General features: G+C 50.4%; 18 protein-coding genes. 1 reads left to right on the forward strand and 17 read right to left on the reverse strand.

The genetic code is table 11. From position 1 onward, the window contains the following. Window positions 1-22: 22 nt before the first annotated feature. The 4 genes from C6I21_RS10810 to C6I21_RS10825 form a co-directional block, all read right to left on the reverse strand. Complete coding sequence (locus C6I21_RS10810; RefSeq protein WP_105959487.1) at window positions 23-1,849, reverse strand: ABC transporter ATP-binding protein; 1,827 nt, start codon at window positions 1,847-1,849, stop codon at window positions 23-25. Beyond that, window positions 1,846-3,609, reverse strand: a complete 1,764-nt coding sequence (locus C6I21_RS10815) for an ABC transporter ATP-binding protein (RefSeq protein ID WP_105959488.1) — start codon at window positions 3,607-3,609, stop codon at window positions 1,846-1,848. Before C6I21_RS10815 ends, C6I21_RS10810 begins: the two co-directional genes overlap by 4 nt. A 189-nt stretch (window positions 3,610-3,798) precedes the next feature. Then, entirely contained in the window at window positions 3,799-5,139 is a 1,341-nt protein-coding gene (locus tag C6I21_RS10820; protein WP_105959489.1) for a Na+/H+ antiporter family protein, read from the reverse strand. Window positions 5,140-5,319: 180 nt separating this feature from the next. Next, a complete protein-coding gene (locus tag C6I21_RS10825; RefSeq protein ID WP_181186214.1) occupies window positions 5,320-5,649 on the reverse strand; it encodes a hypothetical protein in 330 nt (109 codons plus the stop codon). Window positions 5,650-5,768: 119 nt separating this feature from the next. Between C6I21_RS10825 and C6I21_RS10830 the strand changes: the two genes are divergently transcribed. Then, complete coding sequence (locus tag C6I21_RS10830) at window positions 5,769-5,981, forward strand: hypothetical protein (RefSeq protein WP_105959491.1); 213 nt, start codon at window positions 5,769-5,771, stop codon at window positions 5,979-5,981. Here the strand turns inward: C6I21_RS10830 and C6I21_RS10835 are convergent. The 13 genes from C6I21_RS10835 to lspA all read right to left on the reverse strand — a co-directional run bounded on the left by C6I21_RS10835 (window position 5,974) and on the right by lspA (window position 19,762). Continuing rightward, window positions 5,974-6,660, reverse strand: a complete 687-nt coding sequence (locus C6I21_RS10835; RefSeq protein ID WP_181186215.1) for a class I SAM-dependent methyltransferase — start codon at window positions 6,658-6,660, stop codon at window positions 5,974-5,976. The two genes, C6I21_RS10830 and C6I21_RS10835, sit on opposite strands and share 8 nt — an antisense overlap. Next, on the reverse strand, window positions 6,609-7,241 hold the full coding sequence (gene pyrE / locus C6I21_RS10840) for an orotate phosphoribosyltransferase (protein ID WP_105959493.1): 633 nt from the start codon (window positions 7,239-7,241) through the stop codon (window positions 6,609-6,611). Before pyrE ends, C6I21_RS10835 begins: the two co-directional genes overlap by 52 nt. Next, window positions 7,213-7,944: an orotidine-5'-phosphate decarboxylase gene (gene pyrF, locus C6I21_RS10845; protein WP_105959494.1), complete on the reverse strand. Its 732-nt coding sequence runs from the start codon at window positions 7,942-7,944 to the stop codon at window positions 7,213-7,215. The genes pyrE and pyrF overlap by 29 nt, the downstream gene beginning before the upstream one ends. Continuing rightward, window positions 7,926-8,852 (reverse strand): dihydroorotate dehydrogenase, encoded by a 927-nt coding sequence (locus C6I21_RS10850; RefSeq protein ID WP_105959495.1) that lies wholly within the window; start codon window positions 8,850-8,852, stop codon window positions 7,926-7,928. The genes pyrF and C6I21_RS10850 overlap by 19 nt, the downstream gene beginning before the upstream one ends. Beyond that, entirely contained in the window at window positions 8,849-9,589 is a 741-nt protein-coding gene (locus tag C6I21_RS10855; RefSeq protein ID WP_105959496.1) for a dihydroorotate dehydrogenase electron transfer subunit, read from the reverse strand. Before C6I21_RS10855 ends, C6I21_RS10850 begins: the two co-directional genes overlap by 4 nt. After that, window positions 9,586-12,768, reverse strand: coding sequence for a carbamoyl-phosphate synthase large subunit (gene carB, locus C6I21_RS10860; RefSeq protein WP_105959497.1), 3,183 nt, complete (start codon window positions 12,766-12,768; stop codon window positions 9,586-9,588). Before carB ends, C6I21_RS10855 begins: the two co-directional genes overlap by 4 nt. Then, window positions 12,761-13,834: a carbamoyl phosphate synthase small subunit gene (locus C6I21_RS10865; protein WP_105959498.1), complete on the reverse strand. Its 1,074-nt coding sequence runs from the start codon at window positions 13,832-13,834 to the stop codon at window positions 12,761-12,763. The genes carB and C6I21_RS10865 overlap by 8 nt, the downstream gene beginning before the upstream one ends. Further along, the gene (locus tag C6I21_RS10870) at window positions 13,834-15,120 is read right to left on the reverse strand and encodes a dihydroorotase (protein ID WP_425352502.1); all 1,287 of its coding nucleotides are present in this window, start codon (window positions 15,118-15,120) and stop codon (window positions 13,834-13,836) included. The genes C6I21_RS10865 and C6I21_RS10870 overlap by 1 nt, the downstream gene beginning before the upstream one ends. Then, on the reverse strand, window positions 15,104-15,991 hold the full coding sequence (locus C6I21_RS10875; RefSeq protein ID WP_105959500.1) for an aspartate carbamoyltransferase catalytic subunit: 888 nt from the start codon (window positions 15,989-15,991) through the stop codon (window positions 15,104-15,106). Before C6I21_RS10875 ends, C6I21_RS10870 begins: the two co-directional genes overlap by 17 nt. 155 nt (window positions 15,992-16,146) lie before the next feature. Next, window positions 16,147-17,472: a solute carrier family 23 protein gene (locus C6I21_RS10880; protein ID WP_425352503.1), complete on the reverse strand. Its 1,326-nt coding sequence runs from the start codon at window positions 17,470-17,472 to the stop codon at window positions 16,147-16,149. Window positions 17,473-17,656: 184 nt separating this feature from the next. Beyond that, on the reverse strand, window positions 17,657-18,229 hold the full coding sequence (gene pyrR / locus C6I21_RS10885; protein ID WP_280953451.1) for a bifunctional pyr operon transcriptional regulator/uracil phosphoribosyltransferase PyrR: 573 nt from the start codon (window positions 18,227-18,229) through the stop codon (window positions 17,657-17,659). A gap of 160 nt (window positions 18,230-18,389) precedes the next feature. Further along, window positions 18,390-19,301, reverse strand: a complete 912-nt coding sequence (locus tag C6I21_RS10890; protein WP_105959503.1) for an RluA family pseudouridine synthase — start codon at window positions 19,299-19,301, stop codon at window positions 18,390-18,392. Next, window positions 19,298-19,762, reverse strand: coding sequence for a signal peptidase II (gene lspA / locus C6I21_RS10895; RefSeq protein WP_105959504.1), 465 nt, complete (start codon window positions 19,760-19,762; stop codon window positions 19,298-19,300). The genes C6I21_RS10890 and lspA overlap by 4 nt, the downstream gene beginning before the upstream one ends. Window positions 19,763-19,769 lie beyond the last annotated feature (7 nt).

Below are 19,769 nucleotides of genomic sequence, written 5' to 3' on the forward strand. Positions count from 1 at the left end.
TGTAAAAGCGGGACAGCGTGAACTAGCCGGCGGACGTCTCCTGAAACTGCGAGCGGACCAGTTCAAAATATTCGCCGCGCTGATTCATGAGCTCGCTGTGACTCCCCTGTTCGAGAATGCGTCCGTGCTCCAGCACAAATATTGTATCTGCATCCCGGATAGTGGAAAGCCGGTGGGCAATCATGACAGCTGTTCTTCCTTGCAGCAGTTTCTCAAGCGCGCGCTGTATGAGCTGCTCTGTTTCCGTATCGATGGAAGCCGTCGCTTCATCGAGAATCAGGATTTTTGGATCAGCAAGAAGGGCGCGTGCAAAAGAAATCAGCTGTCTCTCCCCAACGGAAAGAATGTTTCCCCGCTCCTCCACTTCAGTTTCATAACCGTTTGGAAGCTTTTGTATAAACCGGTCTGCACCGACCGTTTTCGCGGCTTCCATGCACTCTTCATCTTCTGCGTCCGGGCGCCCGAAGCGGATGTTGTCCATAATCGTCCCGGAGAAAATAAACGTATCCTGAAGAACGATACTCACCTGGCTCCGGAGACTGTCGAGTTTGACATCCCGGAGGTCTTTTCCGTCGAGAAGCACACGGCCGGCTGTCGGATCATAGAAACGGGAAATTAAATTGACGATCGTCGATTTTCCGCTTCCGGTATGTCCGACAAGCGCGACGGTCTCTCCTGCCTTCATAGTGAGATCCATATGATGAATGGCCTTCCGTTCTGAATCGTAGGCAAACTCCACTCCATCCAATACGATTCCTCCCTGAATATCATCCAGTTCCTCTGCGTTTTCTTTTTCCGGAACGGATGGTTTTTCATCGAGAAATTCGAAAATACGCTCCGAAGAAGCCATCCCGACGAGAAGCTGATTGTACACCTGTCCCAGCCGGGAAATCGGCTCCCAGAACATCCCTAGAAAAAGTGAAAAGGTGAAGAAATCACCGACAGATAGCGCGTTGTTCTGAATGAGAATGACACCGAACCAAAGCAGGATCGCCGTTCCCACCGCCCCGCTCATCTCAACAAATGGGCGGAACATGGCACTTTTTTTCGTCGCCTGACGCCAGGATTCATAATTCTGACCGTTAATTTTATGGAAAAAGCCTATGTTCGGCCGCTCCTGCGTGAAGGACTGTGTCACGCGGATTCCCTGAATACTTTCGTTTAAATGGGAGTTAAGCATCGACTGCTTTAAACGGACGTCCTGCCATGATCTGCGGATGTTGCGCCTCAGCTTAGTGGAGATAAAAAACATCAGCGGCAGAACGATCATGATCGCAAGCGTCAGTTCCGGACTGATGATCGACAAAATGACGATGATCCCGACGAGCATGATAATATCCATCAGCAGGTTGATAACACCATTCGTGAACAAATCCTGAAGAGAATTCACGTCATTAGTGATCCGGACTAAAATGGAACCGGCAGAGCGCTGATCAAAAAACCGATGGGACAGCTTTTGTATATGATTGAATAACGATTCACGGAGATCGTAGATAATGTACTGTCCCAGCCGGTTCATGTATCTTACGCGGAGAACGTTTCCGACGTACGAGATCAGGTACAGAAAGGCAATTAAAGCCGTCATCCAGGCGAGAAAAGACATCTCCCGGTTTTCGATAATATGATCGAGTGCGTAGCTTCCGATCAGCACCGGCGCTGCAAGACGGACTGCAGTGGAAAGGAACATCCCGAGAATAGCAACAGGAAGGAGGGTCCGGCTGTATGGTTTCATGTAAGAGAACAGCCGCAGCATCTGCTTCCAGTTAAACGGCTTCTCGATTACTTCATCTGTGGAATAGTGAAACCGTTCAAGCGTTCGTTTTGTTGATTTTTCAGACTGGCTGCTCATCCAATCCCTCCTTTCGCTTCTTCCAGGAATTGATACTGGTCTTTATACTGCAGGTCATAAATCCGGCGGTAGCTGCCATTTTTCCTCAGCAGTTCCGTATGTGTGCCCCGCTCCACCACTTTTCCTTCATCCATGACGAGGATTTCATCGGCATGCATTAAGGAAGAAATCCGGTGGGCAATAATGAATGTCGTCCTGCCTTTCATTACTTCCTGGAACGCCCGCTGAATTTTACCTTCCGTCTCCATATCTACAGCACTTGTTGCGTCATCGAGAATTAGAATCCCCGGATCCATGCAGATCGCCCGGGCGATGGCGATACGCTGCTTCTGGCCCCCGGAAAGTCCTCCACCCCGCTCGCCGAGGACGGTATCATAGCCGTCCGGCAGGTCCATAATGAAAGCATGGGCATCCGACCGTTTGGCTGCGTCCACAATCTGTTCCATATCCACTTCCGGATTCCCGTAGGAAATATTGTCTTTCACGCTGGAGGAGAAAAGAAATGATTCCTGAAGTACAACACCCGTATTTTTACGGAGGGACTTTAAAGAATAGTCTCCGATCGGTTTTCCGTCGATGAAAATCGATCCTTCATCCGGTTCATAAAACCGTGTGATCAACTGAGTAACCGATGTTTTTCCGGAACCGGTTGCGCCGATCAGGCCGATGGTGGAACCTTTCGGTGCGTCAAAGGAGACTTCTTTCAGCGCATCCTCCGTTTCCCCGGCATAGCGGTGCGTTACGTTGGAAAACTGCACACTGCCTTCCAGCTGATCGACCTCCATCGCTCCTTCTTTATCTGCAATTTCCTGAGGTTCCTCAAGCACTTCCAACAGCCGCTCGCCGCTTGCTTTGGCCTGGGAAAAGGTATTGACAATAAAGCCGAGGTTCATGAGCGGATTAATAATAAACCAGATTAAACTGAAAAATGCTGCCAGCACCCCAGGCTGGATATCTCCGTTAATAACGAGAAATCCGCCGTAACCGAGAAGTACAACGACACAGATATGACCGATAAATTCCATAAACGGAAAGTAAACGGACCAGATGTTGGACGTGTGAATGAACTTATCTTTGTAATCCCCATTTTTACCGCCGAACCGCTCCATTTCAAAATTTTCTTTTGAGAGGGATTTAACGGTGGACATTCCGCTGATGTTCTCCTGCACTTTTGTCGTCAGACCGGCAAAGGACTTCCGGATATCTTTGAATGCGGGATGTACTTTTTTATCAAACTTGTAAACCGTAATAATTAGAAACGGCATCGCTGCAAGAGTGACAAATGCAAGCGAAGGGCTGTAGAAAAACATAATGCCAAGACTTAAAAAAACAAGCATGACGACGTTAATCAGCTGGGCAAATCCGAAGGAAAGAAAGAATCGGAATCCTTCCACGTCTGCCGTCAGCCTCGACATCAGATCCCCGGTTCTTGCATTATCGTAATAACGAAATGGCAGAAACTGAAGTTTTTCATACAGTGAGTTCCGTATTTCGTATACCGAGCGGATGCCGAATAGATCTCCTAAATACTGATGGAAGTAAACAGCGACCCCCTTGAGCATCGTCAAAATGAAAAAGCCGATAGCCGCGTAGGGAATCCACTGATAATTCCCCTCCAGAATAATGCGGTCAATCGTAAACTGCAGAATAACCGGGTACGCCACTGTAAACCCGGTGACTGCAAGTAATAAAGCAATCGACCAGAAAAAATAAGCCTTAAACGGCCAGTAAAAATGACGCAGCTTTTGAAACGTATTCATATTCCTGTAACTCCTTTCCATACCTCCTGTGCATAAAATATATCGATTCCCGAAACATTTTATGTTTTTCATTTTACCTCATCTTTCTGTACATTTCCTCCCTTTTGATCTAATTAAGGATATTTTTTCCTGTATGAATAAAAAATACAGGCAGAAGCCTGTCCGGCTCCTGCCTGCTGTACCTATTTTCTACAATATCATTGCCGCAATCCAGCCGAAAATCAGAAGCGGAATGTTGTAATGAATAAATGTGGGAACGACGGTATCCCAGATATGGTTATGCTGACCGTCTGCATTCAGACCCGCTGTCGGTCCGAGCGTACTGTCCGAAGCCGGACTTCCAGCGTCCCCGAGTGCTCCGGCTGTGCCAATAAGTGAAATGATGGCAAGCATAGAGAACCCAAGCGATTCCCCGAGCGGCACAAATACGGCGGCGAGAATAGGCACGGTGGCGAAAGAGGAACCGATACCCATCGTAATAAACAAACCGATGATGAGCATGACGGCTGCTGCAAGTCCCATTCTGCCATCCACCCACTGTGCTGCTGTATTGACGAGAGAATCGACGTGGCCGGTTTCACGGATCACCTCGGCAAATCCACCGGCGGTGATCATCACGAAACCGATAAACGCAAGCATTTTCATTCCGTTCGTTAAAATATCATCCGCATCTGAAAGTGTAAATCCGGAGGTGATACGCAGAACGATAAAGTAGATGTACAGAAGGAGCAGACCGGAAAACGCTCCCGCAATCATTGAATCTGTCTGAACCTGCACCACCAGCACAACGACAATGGAGAGGACAGCACAGGCAATGCCGAAAGTGGAGAACTGCGCACTCTCTTCCTCTTCGACCGCAAGTGGACGGTCTTCATACGTCCGCGGCTTACGGTAGGAAAAGAATAAGGCAATAAATAATCCAACGACCATGCCGGCCACCGGAATGATGAGCGCATCCTGTACCGCTTCAAACGGGATAGACATGCCGCTTGCTTCCATGTTTTCCTGAATCGTCTGGTGGTAAATCGCGCCGTATCCTGCCGGAATCAGCATGTAAGGTGCTTTCAGACCGAATGTCAGCGCAGACGCCGCCGCTCTGCGGTCAAGATACAGCTCATTAAACACCTGAAGCATCGGCGGAATCAGCAGTGGAATAAAGGCAATATGTACCGGTACCAGATTCTGTGAAAGACTGGAAATAAAAACGATAACGAGCAGAATCAGCACTTTCATAAGGCCCCGTCTGCGCGTATCTTCTTTTGTAGAAAGAACTTTCAATGCAGCATTGATCATCAGTTTCGGAAGCCCTGTGTAGCTTACAGCTACAGCAAATGCGCCCAGCAGTCCATAGCTCAGCGCGATCAGCGCATTGGATCCAAGCCCTTCACTGAATGCAGCAAGCGTTCCTTCCACGCCGAGACCTGCAGTTAGACCTCCGGCAGCTGCACCGGCTATCAGGGCGACGACCACGTGAATTCTGGCAAGACTGAGACCGATCATAACGAGTACAGCAATAATTACAGCATTCATAACAAAAACGCTCCTCACTTCTTTACTGTGCTAAATTGGTAGAGAAAAAAAGACCTCTAAGAGAATAGCACGGTCCGCTGCAGGCGTCAATATCCATAACAAAAGAGCTGGAAACGGCTCCTTCACGTTCAGAAACCGTTCCCAGCTGTAGAATTATCGATGATAACGACCTTCGGTTTATTATACGGTGCGGATCCGGGCCGGCAGCAGGAGGAGCAGGACACCGATCAGCAGGACAGCTGCTGACAGAGTGACTGTGGCCGTAGCGTAAGCTTCGAGATGTGTTACCTGTTCGTATGTATAAGAAAAAGCATTACCGCCGATCGGCATATTCATAAAGTGAAGCAGTGCGGTGAACGGAAGCGCTCCTGCAGCACAGGCCGCCGCCGCGGATAAAACAAATCGTTTTTTCCTGAAACCTGCGTAAAGAAAAATGATGCAGCAACCCCAGCTTACAAGACCGGCTGCATACCATAAAAATGACAGCATCCCGCACACTCCTTCCATCATGTTAATGATCAATTAAAGGTTCTGTTCCAGTATACAGGAATCGAATCTTTACGTCATGACGGAAGCTGGTTTAACGATTCCCCCCGCGGGTATGGGAGGGAAGAAATGGAGGCGGTTATGTGAGAATCAGTATTATTGCAGTATCTGGACTCATTCTTTCAGCAAATATTTATTTTCTGCTTACGGGAACACTTCTTCCATTATGGTTTGCCATCACTGAAATTATTTTATTCCTCGTATTAAGTCTTCTGCTTCTCCGAATTCAGGCCCGGCTGTTAGGTGTTGTCATGGCATTTACTGCCATCTATTTATTTATCCGCCTGTTCATTTGACAGCACGCGTGAGCAGTGCCAGCCCATCTTTCGACGGAACCGTTTCGGTGTGCGAAAAACCCGCCTTCTCCAGAAGCTCAGCCAGCCGGCAGCTTGTAAATCGGTGCCTCCGTTCTGCAACGCGTCCCCATTCACGGAGCATGGATGCTTCGTCATCCGGAAGCCTTTCGGCAGAAGGCTCGATAGAAGAGCGGCTGACGAGCGGGGACGGATTCAAAAGCAGCATCTCCCCGCCGGCAGTAAGCACACGATGCGCTTCTTTCAGCACCTTTTCAGGTTCCGGCATCAGGAACAGAACATTAATGGAAAGCGCCGTCTGGAAGGAAGCTTCTGGAAAGGGTAGATTCCCGGCGTCTGCGTGGAGAAACGTCACGCTTTCAGACCCGGAAGCTCGTTTACTCTTCGCTGCCTGAATCATTTCTTCCGCAAAGTCCACGCCTGTCTTTGAACCGCCTTCTTCCATGGAAAAGAGCACTTCTCCTGTCCCACAGCCGATATCAAGAATATGTGCTTCTTTAAACCGTCCCCGGCTTAATAGATCTGATGTCCAGCTTTTCAGCCAGGATGATTCAGCCATGGCCTGAAAAAAATCGGTCCGCTCATTAAATACAGAAGATGGAATAGGCTTCATGCCTTCATCTCCTTCTTTGTCCCCCACCGGGCGGGATTTTTCTGCCACTCGCGGATACTCGACTGCTCCTCGACTGTCAGCAGATTCGTACGTCCCGCGGCCTGAAGAAGTTCATTTAAATCGGTTAACGCGGAAAGTGGATAGGGGACCGACGCGGATTCCTCCAGCCCGTAAGTGAAGATGGCTTGAATACCCACCGTTTCTGCCCCTGCTTCTTCTACGGCATCTGCTGCTTTCACCGCGGAAGCGCCGGTGGAGATTAAATCTTCAATTACGACCACTCTCGAACCAGGAGGGAGATGGCCTTCAATCTTATTTTTTCTGCCGTGGCTTTTTTCTGCTGCGCGCACATACACCATCGGCAGATCCAGAATATCCGCCACCCAGGCTGCGTGGGGAATGCCTGCAGTCGCCGTGCCGGCGATAACGTCCGGATTCAATGCAGCGGCGGCTTCGGCCAGCGCACGGCTTATCTTTTTCCGTACAGCCGGATAAGAGAGCAGGATACGGTTATCACAGTAAATCGGGGACTTCAGGCCGGAACTCCAAGTGTAAGGAATCTTCTCCGACAGCGTCACGGCACCTGTCTCCAAAAGCTTCTCAGCGGTATATACAGCGTTGTTTTCCATGTTCCCACTCCTTCTCATAACGGTAGTATGCTTCAGCCGGATCTACCGATTTCGTAATGCCTCTTCCAACAACGATCCCGGTGACCCCTCTCTCTCCTGCTTCTTTCGGCGTCATAATGCGCTTTTGATCGCCTGCTGCATCTTCTTTTCTACGGATACCCGGAGCTATCGTCATAAAGGAAGTCTCCGTTTCCTGCCGTATGGCCTCTGCCTCATGGGCCGAGCAGACGACTCCGTCCAGTCCCGAACGCTGCGCGTTTCCTGCCAGAAACAAGACATGGTCCCGAAGAGAGCCGGAAATGTTCTGATCCGCTTTCATCTCCTGCTCCGATGTGCTGGTCAGCTGCGTTACTGCAATTAGCCGGGGCCTCTTTTTACCGGCAGCTGTGCCTGCATCCAGTCCTTCAAGAGCTGCTTCCATCATCTGCTGCCCTCCGAACGCATGAACATTTACAATTTCCGGTTCAAGCTGAGCCAGGTTTTTCATGCCGCGTTTGACCGTTTCCGGTATGTCATGAAGCTTCAAGTCTAAAAATATCGGATGTCCTTTTTCCTTCCATTTCCGGACAGGATCCGGTCCTTCTCTGTAAAACAGCTCCATCCCGACTTTCAGCCAGCAGGAAGCGGGAAGTTTCGATGTCAGTGTTTCCGCCTCCGCCGCTGATTCGACATCAACGGCAACAATTAAAGGGCGCTCATGCATGGTTTCCAGCTCCTTCCCTTAATAGATGATACCGTTTCTTCCTTCTCTTCCAGCCACGTATCCAGCGCTGTAATCAGTTCCGGACAGATCCATGGGTTGGTGAAGTTCGCCGTTCCGACTGCAACGGCAGAAGCTCCGGCATAGAGAAATTCAAGCACATCCTCCAGTGTGGAAACGCCTCCCATCCCTATAATCGGAATAGATACGTGCTGTGATACTTCATAAACCATACGGACAGCGACCGGCTTTACTGCGGGACCGGAAAGGCCTCCCGTTGTATTTGCCAGAATCGGTCTGCCTGTTCGTACATCAATTTTCATTCCGATCAGCGTGTTGATCATACTCAATCCATCTGCACCGGCTGATTCGACGGCCTGCGCCATGCCGGTGATGTCGGACGTATTTGGGGAAAGCTTCACGTAAACAGGCACACTCGACACTTCCTTAACAGCTTTTGTCAGTGCCGCTGCTGATTCAGGATCGGAACCGAATTGAATGCCTCCATCTTTCACATTCGGGCAGGAAATATTTAATTCGAGCGCTGAAACCAGACCCGAGCGGCTCAGCCTTCGAGCTGTATAAACATAGTCTTCAGGGGAAGAACCAGCTGTGTTGGCAAGGATCGGCACATCGTACTGCTGCAGCGGCGGAAGCTCCTCTGAAATGACTTTTTCCACACCGGGATTCTGCAGTCCAATGGCATTCAGCATGCCGGCGGTGGTTTCCGCTGCCCGGGGCAGTGCATTGCCTCTTTTCGCTTCCGGCGTTGCCGCTTTTACTGTCACCGCTCCAAGCTGGTTAAGATCATACAATGAAGCGAATTCTCTGCCGAAAGAAAAGCATCCCGATGCCGGAAGAATTGGATTTTTCATGTCCATCCCGGGCAGCTTAACACTGGATCGATTCATAAAAGCACCTCCCTGCTCTGAAATACGGGGCCGTCGAGGCATGCTTTCACCAGTGTTCCGTCCTCTTTTTCCATAACACAGGCGTAGCAGGCACCAAAGCCGCACCCCATACGTTCTTCAAGAGACACATAGCCTGAAGCCGGTGCTTTCGCTTCCACGGCTTTCAGCATCGGCTTTGGTCCGCAGGCAAAGTACGTATCAAACCCATTATCTGTTTCGAGTTCATCCGTCACCCTGCCTTTTCTCCCTGCAGAACCATCCTCTGTATAAACAATCGTTTCCGCCCATTTCTCCATTTCCTCCACGAGCATCACCTGATTTTGGTCAGCAAATCCGATTCTCGCCTGGATACGCACCCCATTTTTATGAAGCTGTTCTGCGGCGGCGAGAAGCGGCGGTACACCGACGCCTCCTCCAATGAGAAGCACCGTTCCGCTCTGGATGTCAGGAAACCCCTGTCCGAGAGGCCCTAGCACGTCCAGCTTGTCTCCGGAATTTTGTTTGGCGACCGCTTTCGTTCCATCTCCTTCCAGGCGGAAGACGATCCGGCATTCAGTCTCCTCGATTTCACAGATGCTGATTGGTCTTCGTAAAATAAACCGCCCCTCTCCCGGCGGAAGCAGATGCAGAAACTGGCCGGGACGTGCCTCTAGAGGCTCATCTGTTTGCAGAGTCATACTGCAGATATTTTCCTGAATCATTTCTTTAGAGGAGATGACTGCTGCGTGTTTTTTCATTGGAGCACCCCGGCTTTCCCGCGTACAGGTTCCAGCGCAAACTGTCTTGATTCCATCACCTGAAGCAGTGCACCGGTCGTATCCAGCGATGTATGGCAGACGATGCCGCGTTCCACCGCTTCCCTGCGGATCCGGAAACCGTCCCTTGCCGGACGCCCTCCCGGTTCCAGTGTATTAATAATCATGCCGCATGTTCCTTCTTTAATGACTTGAAGAAGGTCCGGCGATTTTTCCCCGAGCTTGTAAATCGTTACAGCCGGCAGTCCGTTATTTTCGAAAAAGGCTGCCGTGCCGGGCGTGGCGTAAATGCCGAAGCCGAGTGAGTGAAACCGGCGTGCGTGTCTGAGCGCTTCCTGCTTGTCGCAGTCTGCGATGGTGAACAGGACGTTTCCTGTTTCCGGTACGGTCATTCCGGCTGCCGTCAGTCCTTTATAGAGCGCTTTTTCAAACGTTTTATCACGTCCGAGTACTTCGCCCGTCGATTTCATTTCCGGTCCGAGTGTGATATCTACGCTTCGAAGCTTCCGGAATGAAAACACCGGGACTTTCACTGCTACATCATCCGGCTCCGGCAGACAGCCTGTCGTATAGCCCTGGGAGGCGAGAGACTGGCCGAGAACGGCCTTCGCTGCTGCCTGTGCCATATTCATGCCGGTCATTTTGCTCAGAAACGGAACAGTTCTGCTGGAGCGCGGATTGACTTCAATGACGTAAAGTTCCTCTCCGGAAGCAACAAACTGAATATTCATCAATCCGCGGACATCAAGACCTTCCGCAAGGCGGATCGTATAGTCGATCACTTTCTGCTTCAGCTTCTCTGATGCGTGCTGCGGCGGGTAAACAGCGGTAGAGTCACCTGAATGAACCCCTGCGCGCTCAATGTGCTCCATGATCCCGGGAATGACGACCGTTTCTCCATCACAGACAGCATCGACTTCCATCTCCTGTCCGGTAATGTAGCGGTCGATCAGCACCGGGTGGTCTCTGCTGACTTTTACGGCTTTTTCCATGTAGTCCAGCAGTTCATCCGGATGATAGATAATCTGCATTGCTCTGCCGCCGAGAACATACGATGGGCGCAGCAGAACCGGATAACCGATATCGGCAGCTGTTTTCATCGCTTCACTAGTGGAAAAGATCGTTTTTCCCGGAGGCTGTGGAATACCGTGCTTGTTCATTGCTGCTTCAAACTTATCTCTATCCTCGCACGTATCAAGCTGTTTCTGTGTCGTTCCGAGGATTGGTATTCCTTCCTGCTCCAGCCTTGCTGCCAGATTGAGCGCTGTCTGGCCTCCGAACTGTACGAAAACTCCCTCCGGCTTCTCGTTCTCAACCACATGGAGCACATCCTCTTCAGTCAATGGCTCAAAGTACAGTCTGTCGGACAGCTCGAAATCCGTCGAGACCGTTTCTGGATTATTGTTGATAACGATGGCCTCATATCCGGCATCGCGTATTGCCCGGACGGTATGAACGGTAGCGTAGTCAAATTCAATTCCCTGACCGATCCGGATCGGTCCGGAGCCGAGGACGAGAATCGATTTTTTTCCGCTCGGTGACGCTTCGTTTTCTTCTTCATAGGTGCTGTAAAAGTAAGGCGTGGAAGAAGCAGATTCCCCTGCGCACGTATCCACCATTTTGAATACCGGCCGCACATTGTTCTCGCTGTAGATAACCTCCAGTTCCTTTTCAGGAATTCCACTGAACCAGGAAACAGCTTTCGTCGTAAAGCCTTCCTTTTTAGCTTCAACGAGCCTCGTTTTATCCCTGAGGGCTTTTTCGATATCGACCATCCGCTCCAGTTCCCAGAGGTAGAAATAGTCAATGCCTGTCCATAGATGAATCTCTTCCGGGGAGACGCCCTGCCGGAGACCTTCCGCCACATAGAGAAGACGTTCATCATCCTGCGCGAGAATTTTTTCTTTCAGCTCTTCCCCGAAAAGTGCTTCCGGAGGCAGGAGGTGGAAACAGTCAATCTCTGCAGAACGGACTGCTTTTAAGAGGGATTCCAGAAGCGTCCGGCCGAGCGCCATCACTTCTCCGGTTGCTTTCATCTGGGAACCAAGCTTCCGGTTCGCTGAATCAAATTTATCAAACGGAAAACGGGGCCATTTTGTTACGACATAGTCAAGTGATGGCTCAAACGCTGCGGACGTCGTTTTCGTAATGGGATTGGTCAGCTCATCGAGTGTATACCCCGCAGCGATTTTTGCAGATAATTTTGCGATAGGGTAACCTGTTGCTTTCGAAGCAAGGGCTGATGATCGGCTGACTCTCGGATTTACTTCGATAATGTAATACTGTTCGCTGTCCGGATCGATGGCACACTGAACGTTGCACCCGCCTTCAATTCCAAGAGCCCGGATAATCCGCAGGGAAGCGTTGCGGAGAAGCTGGTACTCTGTATCGGTTAATGTCTGACTTGGCGCTGTGACGATGGAATCACCCGTGTGAATGCCGACAGGATCAATATTTTCCATATTGCACACGACGATGGCCTGGTCTTTTTTATCCCGCATGACTTCGTATTCAATCTCTTTAAAACCGGCGATGCTTTTCTCCACCAGACATTGATTCACCGGGCTTGCATCCAGACCGGACGCGGTAATGTCACGAAGCTCTGCCTCACTGTCTGCCATACCTCCTCCAGTGCCACCGAGCGTGTACGCCGGACGGACGATGACCGGGTAGCCGATTTGTGAAACAAACGCTTCGGCTTCCTCCACCGAATGGATAATGTCACTTTCCGCCACCGGTTCTTTCAGTTCATGCATCAGGCTTCGGAAGGCTTCTCGATCCTCCGCTTTTTTGATCGCGTCCATTCTCGTTCCAAGAAGCTCAATGTTCATCTCTTCCAATAAACCGGAGTCATACAGCTCCATGACAAGGTTAAGTCCGGTCTGTCCACCGAGTGTCGCAATAATCCCATCCGGACGCTCTCTTCGGATGATGGAAGCAATAAATTCTTTGGTCAATGGTTCGATATAGACACGGTCCGCGGTTGTTTCATCCGTCATAATGGTAGCCGGATTGGAGTTTGTCAGGATGACGGTATACCCTTCTTCTTTCAGCGCCTGGCATGCCTGTGTCCCGGCATAATCAAATTCCGCAGCCTGTCCGATAATTATCGGCCCGGAGCCGACAACGAGAATTTTTTCAATATCCATCCGTTTAGGCATGTGCCATTCCCCCTGTATGAATCATCTTCAGAAATTGATCAAATAACCCTCTTGAATCGTGAGGCCCCGGTGCCGCTTCCGGATGGTACTGGACACTGAAAACGGGAAGCGTCCGGTGTCTTATTCCTTCGATGGAATGATCGTTTAAATTTCGGTGGGTGATGTGCAGGTCGGCTCCTGGAAAGGTATCCTCTCTTATTGTGTAACTGTGATTCTGTGATGTCAGCGTCATTTTACCGGTTTCAACGTTTTGTACAGGCTGGTTGCTGCCGCGGTGGCCGAACGTCATTTTTTCAATTCCCGCCCCGTAGGCCATCGCCAGAAGCTGGTGTCCGAGACAGATACCAAAAAGCGGATACGTTTCCGCAAGCTTTCGGATGACCGGCACCGTCTGTTCAATCTCTTCCGGATTTCCCGGCCCGTTACTCAGCATAATTCCATCCGGCATTAAGGCGCTTATACGCTGGTACGAGGTGTTCCAGGGAACGGAAATGACTTCACAGCCTCGTTCCGTCAGCTCCCGGATGATGCCGTTTTTGGAACCGAAGTCGAGGAGTACGATGCGGCAGTCTTTTGTCCCTGGGTGCCACGTCTCTGCCGCCTGCGATACTTTCTGAACGGCTTGATTTTTTGTTTGGAAAACGAGTGCGGTGTTCTCATCGATATCTCCATCGATAAAGCATCCTTTCATCGTTCCCCCGGTGCGGATCATTTTCGTGAGCCTGCGTGTGTCTACTCCTTCAAGACCCGGAATCTCCTGTTCTTTCAGCCATTCATCCAGGGAGATCCGGCTCCGGTAATGATTCGGCCTTTTGGAGGCGCTGCGGACAATGACACCGTGCAGCCGGGACACCGTCTGTTCAAAATCCCGTCGGTTGATGCCGTAGTTTCCGATCATTGGATACGTCATTGTTACGATCTGACCACAGTAGGAAGGGTCCGTAAATATTTCCTGATATCCCGTCATGCCGGTATTAAAAACAACTTCCCCGGCTTCTGTAGGGGATGCTCCAATTGCGGTTCCGGTAAAGTGAGCACCATTTTCCAATACGAGTGTTCGTTTCATTATTCCCGCTCCTTCCGGTCCCAGACAAGACGTCCGGAACAAAACGTTTTTTCAGGCCAGCCGGAGAGTTCCCAACCAAAAAATGGAGTGTTGGAGGAAGCGGACTGTATTTCCTGAGGTATTACAGTACGCGGCTTTTCGATATCGATAAGAACAAGGTCAGCTCTCTCCCCGGTTTTTATCCCTCCGTTTTTCAGTTGAAAGATCCCGGCGGGTGCTGCACTCATCCAGTCGATCAATTTAGTCAGCGGCAGCTGATTGTTCTTCACGAAAAAGGTATATAACAGTGGAAAAGCAGTTTCCAGGCCGATAATACCGAACGGTGTGTTTCTCATCGATCCGCGCTTTTCTTCTGTAGCATGCGGTGCGTGGTCGGTCGCGATAAAGTCGATGGTGCCGTCCAGAAGACCTTCTACAAGTGCAAGACGGTCACTGCTGCTCCGAAGCGGCGGATTCATTTTGTAGAGCGGGTCATCTCCCGGGATATCCTCTTCTGTCAGAAGCAGGTGGTGCGGAGTGACTTCCGCCGTTACGTGAATCCCCGCCTTTTTCGCATCCCGGATAATCCGGACAGATTCTTTTGTACTGACGTGACAGACATGATAATGTGCTCCCGTTTCCTCTGCGAGCAGCACATCCCTTGCAATATGTACGGACTCCGCTGATGAAGAGATTCCCGGCAGGCCGAGTGCTTCTGCCTGTTTTCCCTCATGCATGACACCGCCGTTTACCAGCGAGTTGTCTTCACAGTGGGCTGCAACCGGCAGACCGAGTGCAGCAGCTCTTTTCATTGCTTCTTTCATCAATCCCGCCTGCTGAATGCCGACACCGTCATCGGTAAACGCGCAGATACCACCATTTTTAAGCGACTCCATGTCTGTCAGTGCTTCTCCTTTCAGCGATTTTGTGAGAGAACCATAATGGTGGACATGAACGAATGCGTCTTTCAATGAGGACTGCACTTCCTTAAGTGTTTCAGCGCTGTCGGGCACCGGATTAGTATTCGGCATCGCGCAGACCGTGGTAAATCCGCCTGCCGCCGCAGCTTTCGTCCCGCTCCTGACTGTCTCTTTGTGCTCACCGCCCGGCTCACGGAGGTGAATGTGAACATCGATAAAGCCAGGCGCCAGAAGTTTCCCTTCTGCTTCAATTGTTTCATCTGCCATATCAGTGGATAAAGACTGCGCGGCTGCTTCAATTACTCCTGTTTCCTGATTGATCAACACATCTTCCTGTTTCAGTGTCCCTGCCTGATAAACGAGGGCTCCTTTAACTAATCGCTTCAAACCGCTTCTCCCCTTTCTTTTGTAAACAGACAGCCAGTACTGCCTTTCGGACGCTGACGCCATTTTTCATCTGCGTGTAGATTCTTGATTTTGAATGTTCGACTAGGGAATCTGCCATCTCCACTCCCCTGTTCACCGGTGCAGGGTGCATAATGACCGCATGAGACTGCATGTTCCGCGCCCGTTCCAGTGTCAGTCCGTGCTTCTCCAGGTATCCCCCTCGATGCCAGGACGTTTCGTGCCGCTCCTCCTGTACCCGGAGCATCATCAGCACATCCGCTTCTTTGACTGCTTCATCCATCGGCAGGTGGGGAACATCCCATTCCGGCATTCTCCACTCCTCCGGCCCGCTCGTCAGGATCTCTGCTCCAAGACGCTCAAGTGCCTGTTTATTGGAATGGGCGACCCGGCTGTGCCTTATATCTCCGCACATACAGACGCGGACACCCTGGATGCTGCCGAATTCTTTTACGATCGTAAATAAATCAAGAAGCGTCTGCGTCGGATGGTCCCCTGCACCGTCTCCGGCATTTATGACGGGGATACTGATCCCCTCCAGCTGCTCATAAAATGCTTTTTCCTGATGACGGATCACGAGCGCATCTACGCCTAAGGATTCGAGCGTCCGGCTCGTATCATATAAGCTTTCCCCCTTCTGCACGCTTGCACCCGCTTCATCCAGCTGAAACCTTGCCATACCGAGTTGATGCTCGGCTATTTCAAAACTGCACCGGGTTCTCGTCGATGGTTCAAAAAACAAATTTGCCGCCATTTTTCCATGAAGCTGATTGGTCAAATCCGTATCTGCCAGAGAGAGCACCTCATTAATATCTTCCGCTGTCCAGTCGTTTAATGTAACGAGACGTTTCATGTCATCTCCTCCTCTATCGTATATCATGAAAACTGTTCCCATTCTTTATAAAAACAGCCGCCCCGGTCATACGTCGGGACGGCTGTACATACAGAAGTGCTGAAAACCTTCTGTACACCGTCCTTTGGCTGCCTCACGGGACAGCATTAAAAGGATCAGGCTGCAGAATCTGAATTATTTTCCTGAAATACTTCTTCTTCAGAAGGTACCGGATCTCTGCCCGGCAGGATAAGGTTAAGCGTGATGCCGATGAGCGTTGCGAGAGCCACCCCGGCAATCTGAATCTCGTCTGTAACCTGGATGAACGCCCCGCCGATTCCGATAACAAGAATGACAGAACTGATGACAAGGTTGCGCTTTCTTCCGAGGTCCACCTGATTATCAATCAGCATCCGCAGGCCGTTTGCAGCAATGATCCCGAAAAGGAGAATGGATACGCCGCCCATGACCGCGGTTGGAATCGTAGAGATGAATGCAGATACTTTACCGATAAATCCGAACAGGACAGCAAATACGGCAGCTCCACCGATTACGAAGACGCTGAACACTCTTGTCAGTGCAACGACGCCGATGTTTTCTCCGTAAGTTGTGTTCGGAGGACCACCGATCAGCGAGCTGATGATGGTAGCAGCTCCATCTCCGAAAATAGAACGGTGCAGCCCCGGCTTTTTAAGAAGGTTTTTTTCCACTACTTTACTCAGCACCATCTGATCTCCGATATGTTCCGCCAGTGTCACTGCTGCGATTGGCACCATAATGGCTGCGATCGTCCAGTTGAATGCCGGTTCGTATGTGACAAAAGGAATGAGAAAGGACGGCATTTCAATCCAGCCGGCTTCCAGTACAGGTGTGAAATCCACAAGTCCGGTATAAAGTGCCGCTGCATACCCTGCGGCAATGCCGGAAATAATCGGCAGCAGGCGGAAAAATCCGCGGAAGAATATCGATGCCGTAATGGTAACTGCGAGTGTAACGGCAGCTGTAAGCATATGCGGTGTGCTGTATGCGTCTGTCTCCGGATGAAGCATCGCCATGTCAACGGCGGTAGCTGCAAGTCCCAGGCCGATTACCATAATGACCGGTCCGACGACAATCGGCGGGAGAAGCACCATCAGCCACCGTACGCCGGCAGCGCGGATAATGAGTGCAACGAGGCCGTAAAGAACGCCTGCAAGAAAGCTTCCGAACATCGCTCCCTCCGGCCCGCCGATTCCAACTGCTGCGATCACAGGAGCAATAAAAGCAAAGGAGGAGCCGAGATAGGCAGGTATCTGACCTTTAGTAATCAGCAGGTAGCTGAGTGTTCCAAGTCCGCTTGAAACGAGTGCGACAGCCGGGGATAGTCCTGTTAAAAGTGGTACAAGGATCGTTGCCCCAAACATCGCAAACAAATGCTGCAGACTGAGTATGAACCACTGTGTTTTTTTAGGCATTTCGCGGATTCCGATGGTTTCCTGTGTCATGACGTCACTCTCCTTCATTGAATAAAGCAGACGGTATCCCTCTGCATTTTCGTAAACAAAAAACCTCTTCGACAGTCGAAGAGGTCCGGAGAATCCACGCCACAGGCAGAATACTGCCAGTGAGCAGAAGCGGCCCCTTCTCTGACTCTCTGGTCAGAATTAAAAGGGAGGTTTTTTGTTTTCGTCATCTCTCACTTTCACATTACTTTGATGCAATCGATACTTTTTCTTCTCCGTCTACTTCACGGAGCCGCACTTCAACCACTTCATTTTTCGACGTTGGTACGTTTTTACCGACGTAGTCCGCCCGTATTGGAAGTTCCCGGTGTCCGCGGTCGATGAGAACGGCCAGCTGAATCTGTTCGGGACGGCCGATATCGACAACCGCATCGAGTGCAGCCCGCACCGTTCTTCCGGTGTACAGCACATCATCGATTAAGATGACCCGGCGTCCCCGGACTTCTACTGGAATCTCGGTTCCGTGCACTTCCGGCTCTTGATTTTCCCGGCGGTGCGTCAGATCATCACGATAAAGCGTAATATCGATATCGCCTTTGTCCACCGGGCGTCCTTCAATTTCCTGAATTCTCTCTGCCAGCCTTTCCGCGAGGTACGTTCCTCTCGTGCGGATCCCGACGAGAACGATGTCGTCAATGCCTTTGTTGCGTTCGATAATTTCATGGGCAATGCGGGTGAGCGCCCGCCGGACAGCCTGTTCATCAAGCAGCTCTTTCTCCACTGTATCCCTCCTCTGTTTATATCTGCCGTGCCTTATCCGCCGGAGTCAGTAATGAAGTATAAAAAACCCTTCCGGCCTCAAAGGCACAGAAGGGTACACTTGTCTCTAAAAGTGTCGTTCCTTCCCTGCCTCTCTGGACAATGGTTAAAGGACTGGCTTTATTCTTTTCATAGTATGTCAGACAATCACTGCCGTGTCAACGCCCTAAAGAAGAAGCATAAGAAAGACATGCTTGAAAATCTTCCGGCACCGGCGCCTGAAACTCCATAAATTCGCCTGTTGAAGGATGGGTAAAGCCTAGAACAGCAGCATGGAGCGCCTGCCCCTCTATCGGAAACGTGTTCTTTTTTCTTGAACCGTATTTCGGATCGCCGACAATCGGGAATTCAATATAGCGCATATGCACCCGGATTTGATGCGTACGGCCGGTTTCCAGTTCACAGGCAACATGTGTATGACGCTCAAAACGATCCAGCACGGTGAAATGAGTGACAGCGTCCCGTGCATTTTTTTCGGTGACCGTCATTTTCTGGCGGTCATCGGGATCTCTACCGATCGGGGCATCAACGGTTCCTTTATCGTGCGGAATAACCCCCTGCACAATCGCTTCATATCGACGCAGCGTTTTTTTATCTTTCAACTGGGAAACGAGCGATTCATGCGCAGTATCGTTTTTCGCTGCCATAATCAGGCCGGATGTGTCTTTATCAATCCGGTGGACGATGCCGGGACGGATCACTCCATTAATTCCGGACAGATCGGTACAATGATAAAGCAGTCCGTTTACGAGCGTTCCGTTCGGGTGCCCGGGCGCCGGGTGTACGACCATGCCGCGCGGTTTATTGACGACGATCACATCGCTGTCTTCATAGACTACATCCAGATGAAGATTTTCTGCAGTCACTTCCAGTTCTTCTTTCTGTGGTTCCTCTACGGTAATGACATCACCGGCCGCCAGCTTGTAGTTCTGCTTTGATGGTTCTCCGTTTACAAGAATATATTCTCTTTTGATCCAGTCCTGTACACTGCTCCTTGTCAGCCCGCTTTCCTGCGTCAGCCATTTATCAAGGCGTGCGGATGTCTCCGCATTGTAATGGTATTCATTCATGTAGATTTCTCCTGTCTTTTTTCATCCAGAAAGGTGAAAATAATGATCATAATAACTCCGACAACGAGAGCCGAATCGGCTACGTTGAATATGGGATAGTTGTAGCTTCCGATATACACATCTACGAAGTCGACGACAGCACCCATGTAAACGCGGTCAATGAAGTTACCGATTGCTCCGCCGAGGACAAGTGCCAGTGCAATTTTATACAACCGCCCCTCTTCCCCGTTTTTCTGCAGCAGATAGATGAGAAAGATAACAACAACGACTGTCACGATATAAAACAGCCACTGCTGGCCCTGCAGAATCCCGAATGCCGCCCCTTCGTTCCGGTGGGATGTGAGATAAAGTATATTCGTAATAAGCGGAATGCTCTGCCCGATCTCCATCTGGGTAACAACCAGCCATTTCGTCAGCTGATCGAATCCGATAATGACAGCAGCGATGATATAGTAGATCAACGATCCT

The organism is Alkalicoccus urumqiensis (assembly GCF_002993335.1).
Taxonomy (GTDB): Bacteria; Bacillota; Bacilli; order Bacillales; family Salisediminibacteriaceae; genus Alkalicoccus; species Alkalicoccus urumqiensis.